Source organism: Kitasatospora sp. NPDC004289 (genome assembly GCF_053602875.1).
The window spans coordinates 22731-29390 of sequence record NZ_JBSGEL010000087.1; the positions used below are offsets into that span (position 1 = coordinate 22731).

Below are 6660 nucleotides of genomic sequence, written 5' to 3' on the forward strand. Positions count from 1 at the left end.
TACGGCCCACCCGCACCCCGGGTGGGCCGTTCCCGTGCCCCCACCCTCCTGTACGGGCGTGGGCGGGCGTACCGTGAGATGGCCGCACCGGGCCGGAGTGCGGGGGCTGACGAGGGCGGTTAGAGGCATGGGCAAGCGGGACGAGGTCTTCCGGATCACCCGGGCGCGGAGCAGTCTGAGCGAGGACGTCCGCGGGCGCCAGCGCCGGTACGTGATCTCGATGCTGGCGCGCACCCTCTGCGTGCTGCTCGCGGTCGCGATGTGGAACGTCGAGCGCTTCGTCGCCTACGGCGCGCTGGCCGGCGCGGTGCTGCTGCCGTACTTCGCGGTGCTGATCGCCAACGCGGGCCGGGAGAAGGCCCCGGGCCTGCCGAGCACCTTCGCGATCCCGGCCGACACCCCCCTGATGCTCGGCCCCGGCGGCTCCGGTGGCGGCGGCGACCAGGCGCGCAGCTGAGGCTCATGCCCGGTTTGACGGCTGTTCAGCCGATTTGCCGGACAGAAAGCTCAGAACAAGCTCAGATTAATCTCGACGGAACCTAGCCACGCGGGCCGCCTGGCGTGACATACTGCGTACGCGCTCCGCATCCCCCGTCGGAGCGACTGACCGACGCCGGGCGGCTCCCCCCGTGGCTGCCCGGCGTCGTCGTGTTCGGGTACTGGGAACGGCAGCTCCATGGACAGCCCCTCGATCAACCTCTTCGGCCCGGCTGACGGCCCGGAGGGTCCGCCGGTCTGCTCGGCGAAGGGCTGCCGGCAGCCCGCCGTCTGGGTGCTGGTGTGGAACAACCCGAAGCTGCACACCCCGGACCGCAAGAAGACCTGGCTCGCCTGTGAGGACCACCGGGAGAGCCTGGGCCAGTTCCTCGGCGTGCGCGGGTTCCTGAAGGACACCGTCGCCCTCGCCGACTGGCAGGAGCCCGAAGGGGCCTGACGCCCACTCAGCCGCCGATGGCGACCGCAGCGCCAGCCGCCATTGGCGACCGTGCCGTCAGCCGCCGATGGCGACTGTGCCGTCAGCCGCCAATGGCGGACATCGGCCGGTCGGGCTGGAGGAAGTCCGGGTCGTCGATCCCCGCGCCCGCCTTCTTGCCCCACATCGCCGCCCGCCAGAGCGCGGCCAGCTCGGCGTCGCCGGAGCCGTCCCGCAGGGCGGTGCGCAGGTCGGTCTCCCCGGTCGCGAAGAGGCAGTTGCGGACCTGGCCGTCGGCGGTCAGCCGGGTGCGGTCGCAGGCCCGGCAGAACGGCCGGGTGACGGAGGCGATCACGCCCACGGTGGCCGGGCCGCCGTCGACCAGCCAGCGCTCGGCCGGGGCGGCGCCGCGGATCGAGGAGGGCTCGGGGGTGAGCTCGAAGCGGGTGCGCAGCTGCTCCAGGATCTCCTCGGCGGTGACCATCTGCGACCGGTCCCAGCCGTGCTGGGCGTCCAGCGGCATCTGCTCGATGAAGCGCAGCTGGTAGCCGCGCTCCAGGCACCAGCCGAGCAGGGCGGGTGCCTCGTGCTCGTTGACCCCGCGCATCAGCACCGCGTTGAGCTTGACCGGGGTGAGCCCGGCGGCCTCGGCGGCGGCCAGGCCGTCCAGCACGTCGTGGTGACGGTGACGGCGCGTCAGGGTGTGGAACAGCTCCGGGTCCAGGGTGTCCAGCGAGACGTTCACCCGGTCCAGGCCGGCCGCCTTGAGGGCGGTCGCGGTCCGGGCCAGGCCGATGCCGTTGGTGGTGAGGGAGAGCTCGGGGCGGGGCTCCAGCGCGGCGCAGGCGGCCACGATGCCCACCAGGCCGGGGCGGAGCAGCGGCTCGCCGCCGGTGAACCTGACCTCGCGGACGCCGAGTTCACGGACCGCGAGGGAGACCAGGCGGACGATCTCCTCGTCCGTCAGCAGCTCGCTCTTGCCGAGCCACTGCAGGCCCTCTTCGGGCATGCAGTAGGTGCAGCGGAGGTTGCAGCGGTCCGTCAGGGAAACCCTGAGGTCCACGGCCTGCCGGCCGTAGGTGTCGAGGAGCACGGTGCTCGGCCCCCTTCCCTGGAGCGCGACTGGCCCGGCCGCCGGTGTCGGCGGGCCGGGCCAGCTTAACGCCGCGATCCCTCGCGGCCGCTCCGTATCCGGCGGGCGGGACCGACCGGCTGCGACTAGGTCAGCTCCTCTCAGTGTGCTCCCAGTCCGGTGAGCGAGCGGACCTCCAGTTCGGCGGCCTTGGCCGGGTCGGCCTGCTCCTTGGACAGCACGGTGCCGAGCCAGCCGGCCAGGAAGCCGATCGGGATGGACACCAGGCCCGGGTTCTCCAGCGGGAACCAGTGGAAGTCGCTGTGCGGGAAGAGCGAGTTCTTGCCGCCGGAGACCACGGTGGAGAAGAACACCAGGGTCACCGAGCTGATCAGGCCCGCGTAGACCGAGCTGACCGCACCGGTGGTGTTGAAGCGCTTCCAGAACAGCGAGTAGAGCAGGGTGGGCAGGTTGGCCGAGGCGGCCACCGCGAAGGCCAGCGCCACCAGGGCGGCGGTGTTGAGCTTGTCGGCGAAGAGGCTGAGCACGATCGCCACCGCGCCGATGCCGATCGCGGCCAGCTTGGCCGAGCGGACCTCCTCCTTCTCGTCCGCCTTGCCCTTGCGGATCACGTTGGCCCACAGGTCGTGGGCGAAGGAGGCCGAGGAGGCCAGGGTGAGACCGGCCACCACGGCCAGGATGGTGGCGAAGGCGACGGCCGAGATGACGGCCAGCAGGATCGCACCGCCGGTGGTCCCGGCGCCGCCGCCGAGGTTCTCGGCGAGCAGCGGGGCGGCGGTGTTCCCGGCCGCGTTGGAGGCCTTGATGGTCTTCGGTCCGACCAGGGCGGCGGCACCGAAGCCCAGGGCCAGGGTCATCAGGTAGAAGCCGCCGATGATGCCGATCGCCCAGAGCACCGACTTCCGGGCCGCCTTGGCGGTGGGCACGGTGTAGAAGCGGACCAGGATGTGCGGCAGGCCGGCGGTGCCGAGCACCAGGGCCAGGCCCAGGCTGAGGAAGTCCAGCTTGCTGGTGCCCGTCGCCCCGTACTTGAGGCCGGGCTCCAGGAAGGCCGAGCCCTTGCCCGCCTGGTCGGCGGCGGCCTGCAGCAGGTGCGAGACGTTGAAGTCGAACTTGGCCAGCACCAGGACGGTCATCAGCGCGGTGCCCGCGATCAGCAGCACGGCCTTGACGATCTGCACCCAGGTGGTGCCCTTCATGCCGCCGATGGCGACGTAGATCACCATCAGGGCGCCGACCGCGACGATGGTCCAGCGCTTGGCGCCGTCCCCGCTCACCCCGAGCAGCAGGGCGACCAGCGAGCCGGCGCCGACCATCTGGGCCAGCAGGTAGAAGATCGACACCACGATGGTGGAGATGCCCGCCGCGGTGCGCACCGGGCGCTGGCGCATCCGGAAGGCCAGCACGTCGGCCATGGTGTAGCGGCCGGAGTTGCGCAGCGGCTCGGCCACCAGCAGCAGGGCGACCAGCCAGGCCACCAGGAAGCCGATGGAGTACAGGAAGCCGTCGTAGCCGAAGAGCGCGATGGCCCCGGCGATGCCGAGGAAGGAGGCGGCGGACATGTAGTCGCCGGAGATCGCCAGGCCGTTCTGGAAGCCGGTGAAGCCGCGGCCGCCGGCGTAGAAGTCGGCGGCGTCGTTGGTCTGGCGGCCGGCCCAGATCGTGATGCCCAGGGTGGCGAGCACGAAGAGGCCGAACAGCGTCATGGTCAGGCCGCGGTGCTCGGTGGCCGCGGTGGCGAGGTGGGTGGTGGCGAGGGCGTTCATTCGGCGGCCTCCCGCGGGCTCACGACGGTGGCGCGCTCGCGGATCGCGGCGGCCTTCGGGTCGAGTCGGCGGTCCGCGTACCGGGCGTACCAGGCGGCGATGCCGAAGGTGGAGGCGAACTGGAGCAGGCCGAGCAGCAGGGCCATGTTGATCGCGCCGAAGAGCTTGATCGCCATGAAGTCGTGGGCGTAGCTGGAGAGCAGCACGTACAGCAGGTACCAGAGCAGGAAGCCCGCCGTGACCGGGAAGACGAACCCCCGGAACGCCCTCCTCAGGGCGGCGAACTCCTCGCTCTGTTCGATGAGTTGGACTTCCGTGGGCGTCGCGTCCTCGGCGGTCGATGGGGTTTCCACTCGGCGTCTCCTGTGATGTGTCGGCGGCACAGTGGGGAACGAATGGACGTGAGGGGCGTCACAGTCGTGATGCCGCTGCATGGTAGGGCCTGCTGAGGCGGGCACGACAGACCCCGGGCCGAGGTTGGGCCGCACAACATCAGGAAGGCGGCACCGCCGCAGCGGTACCGCCTTCCTGAGGGCGCGTCAGGCGCCTGCGCCTCAGAAGCTGATCCGGACCTTCAGCGCCTCGCGGTCCTCCATCGCCCGGTAACCCTCGGGGACCTCGTCCAGGCCGACGGTGCGGTCGAAGACCAGACCGGGCTCGATCCTCCCGGCCAGCACGTCCGCCAGCAGCTCGGGGATGTACGCGCGGGCCGGGGCGACACCGCCGCCGAGCCGGACGTTGCGGTTGAACATCTGGCTGATGTCCACGCCCGCGCTGCCGCCGTGCGGCACGCCGACGTAGCCGACCCCGCCGCCGTCCCGGGTGATCGAGATCGCGGTGCGCATCGACTCCTCGGTGCCGACCGCCTCCAGGACGGCGTGCGCGCCCTGACCGCCGGTCAGCTCGCGGACGGCCTCGATCGCGGCCTCGCCGCGCTCGGCCACCACGTCGGTGGCGCCGAACTTCCGGGCGATCGCGGTGCGGGCCTCGTGCCGGCCGAGCGCGATGATCCGCCCGGCGCCGAGCCGCTGGGCCGCCAGCACGCCGCACAGGCCGACCGCGCCGTCCCCGACCACCGCGACGGTGGAGCCGGGGCGCACGCCCGCTGCCAGCGCCGCGTGGTGGCCGGTGCTCATCACGTCGGAGAGCGCCAGCAGGTGCGGCAGCAGCGCCTCGTCGGTGGCCGCCTCCTTGGGCAGCCGCACCAGCGTGCCGTCGGCGAACGGCACCCGGACGGCCTCGCCCTGGCCGCCGTCGGAGCCCGGCTCGCCCCAGAACCCGCCGTGCGGACAGGAGGTCTGCAGGCCCTCGCGGCAGTAGTCGCAGACGCCGTCGGACCAGACGAAGGGGGCCACCACCAGGTCGCCCGCCTTCACCGTGGAGACCTCGGAGCCGACCGCCTCGACCACGCCGAGGAACTCGTGCCCGATCCGCTGGCCGGGCTGACGCTTCGCCACGCCGCGGTACGCCCAGAGGTCGCTGCCGCAGATGCAGGCGTTGAGCACCCGGACCACCGCGTCGGTGGGCCGGCTGACCTGCGGGTCGGGCACCTCCTCGATCCGGATGTCGTGGGGGCCGTGGATGACGGTGGCGCGCATGAGGGGTCTTCCTTCGTGCTGGTGTTCAGGTGGTGCCGTCCGGTAGGACGTTCTTCCTCCCCCACGGTATTCCTGATGGATCCCGATGTCGGGTTCGCCACTTTCCGCGCCCCCACCGCCGCTGAACGGGCCGTTCGGCCATCGGTGTGGGCGCGCGCCCTTAAAGTGGTTCTCCATGTACGCGATCCAGCCCCCGGACGACGAGCCCTCCTGGGCCGCGCCGTTCCCGGCCCAGCGCACCCCCGAGGACGGCCCCGGCTTCGCCGTGGTCGACGTCGAGACCACCGGCCTCGGCCGGCAGGACCGGGTGATCTCCGCCGGTGTCTACCAGCTGGACGCGCACGGCGAGGTGACCGACCACTGGTACACCCTGGTCAACCCCCAGCGCGACCCCGGGCCGACCTGGATCCACGGCCTCACCAGCGCCGCCCTGGCCGACGCCCCGACCTTCCCCGAGGTGGCCGCCGAGTTCGCCGAGCGGCTGGCCGGGCGGGTGATGGTCGCCCACAACGCGCTCTTCGACTGGAACATGATCTCGCGCGAGTTCTCCCGCGCCGGGCTGCGCGCCCCGGTCGAGCAGCGGATCTGCACCATGGTGCTCTCCCGCGACCTCGGCCTGCCGCTGCCCAACGGCAAGCTGGCCAGCCTCGCCGCCCACTTCGACGTCCAGCAGCGCCAGGCCCACAACGCGCTCGACGACGCCCGGGTGCTGGCCGAGGCCTTCCGCCCCAGCCTGCTGCTGGCCCGTCAGTTCGCCATCCCGCTGCCGCTCACCACCTGCGTCGCCGTCACCGACTTCGACGACTCCCCCGCCCCGGCCTCCGCCGGGCGCTCCTACGGCTCCTCCTACCGCCCCGGCCGCAAGCGCCCCGCCTGCCCCTACCCCAACCCGGGGCGCTGGGTCGACGGCCGCCCCCTGATGCAGGGCATGCGGGTCGCCATCACCGGCGACACCGCCACCGACCGCGAGCTGCTGGAGGACCGCGCCATCGAGGCCGGCCTCCACATCGCCTCCTCCGTCAGCCGGCTCACCAGCCTCCTGGTCACCAACGAGGCCGACAGCTGGAGCGGCAAGGCCCGCAAGGCCCGCGAGTACGGCACCCCGGTCATCGGCGAGGACGCCTTCCTCCACCTCCTCCGCGAGGTCGCTCCGCACGAGGCGTAGGACCGGGGCACGTGGTCGAGCGACCGGGGGCGCGAGGAACTGCGCGAGTCCGGAAGGCGGACCGGCGTGGGATCGGGGCAGGCGAGCCAGTTGCACGTGGTGCCGTTCCCCCGCGCGCAGTTCCT

At 72.3% G+C, this 6660-nt stretch carries 7 protein-coding genes; 3 read left to right on the forward strand and 4 right to left on the reverse strand.

Annotated elements, in window-relative coordinates; genetic code table 11:
- Positions 1-127: 127 nt before the first annotated feature.
- Complete coding sequence (locus ACWEPF_RS35220; protein WP_345290750.1) at positions 128-457, forward strand: DUF3099 domain-containing protein; 330 nt, start codon at positions 128-130, stop codon at positions 455-457.
- A gap of 219 nt (positions 458-676) precedes the next feature.
- Positions 677-934 (forward strand): hypothetical protein, encoded by a 258-nt coding sequence (locus ACWEPF_RS35225; protein WP_345290751.1) that lies wholly within the window; start codon positions 677-679, stop codon positions 932-934.
- 82 nt (positions 935-1016) lie between these two features.
- On the opposite strand, the gene moaA is transcribed toward ACWEPF_RS35225, so the two are convergent.
- The 4 genes from moaA to ACWEPF_RS35245 all read right to left on the reverse strand — a co-directional run bounded on the left by moaA (position 1017) and on the right by ACWEPF_RS35245 (position 5370).
- On the reverse strand, positions 1017-2006 hold the full coding sequence (gene moaA, locus ACWEPF_RS35230; RefSeq protein ID WP_345290752.1) for a GTP 3',8-cyclase MoaA: 990 nt from the start codon (positions 2004-2006) through the stop codon (positions 1017-1019).
- Between the two features lie 140 nt (positions 2007-2146).
- Positions 2147-3772 (reverse strand): solute symporter family protein, encoded by a 1626-nt coding sequence (locus ACWEPF_RS35235; protein ID WP_345290753.1) that lies wholly within the window; start codon positions 3770-3772, stop codon positions 2147-2149.
- Positions 3769-4125 carry a DUF485 domain-containing protein gene (locus ACWEPF_RS35240; protein WP_345290754.1) on the reverse strand — a complete coding sequence of 119 codons (357 nt, stop codon included), beginning with the start codon at positions 4123-4125 and terminating at the stop codon, positions 3769-3771. Before ACWEPF_RS35240 ends, ACWEPF_RS35235 begins: the two co-directional genes overlap by 4 nt.
- A gap of 201 nt (positions 4126-4326) precedes the next feature.
- Entirely contained in the window at positions 4327-5370 is a 1044-nt protein-coding gene (locus ACWEPF_RS35245) for a zinc-dependent alcohol dehydrogenase family protein (RefSeq protein WP_345290755.1), read from the reverse strand.
- Positions 5371-5545: 175 nt separating this feature from the next.
- Between ACWEPF_RS35245 and ACWEPF_RS35250 the strand changes: the two genes are divergently transcribed.
- Entirely contained in the window at positions 5546-6535 is a 990-nt protein-coding gene (locus ACWEPF_RS35250; RefSeq protein WP_345290756.1) for a DEDDh family exonuclease, read from the forward strand.
- Positions 6536-6660: the final 125 nt, after the last annotated feature.

Coding starts and splice junctions, on each gene's coding strand:
- ACWEPF_RS35220 (WP_345290750.1), top strand. CDS start 128: ATGGGCAAGCGGGACGAGGTCTTCCGGATCACCCGGGCGCGGAGCAGT.
- ACWEPF_RS35225 (WP_345290751.1), top strand. CDS start 677: ATGGACAGCCCCTCGATCAACCTCTTCGGCCCGGCTGACGGCCCGGAG.
- ACWEPF_RS35235 (WP_345290753.1), bottom strand. CDS start 3,772: ATGAACGCCCTCGCCACCACCCACCTCGCCACCGCGGCCACCGAGCAC.
- ACWEPF_RS35245 (WP_345290755.1), bottom strand. CDS start 5,370: ATGCGCGCCACCGTCATCCACGGCCCCCACGACATCCGGATCGAGGAG.
- ACWEPF_RS35250 (WP_345290756.1), top strand. CDS start 5,546: ATGTACGCGATCCAGCCCCCGGACGACGAGCCCTCCTGGGCCGCGCCG.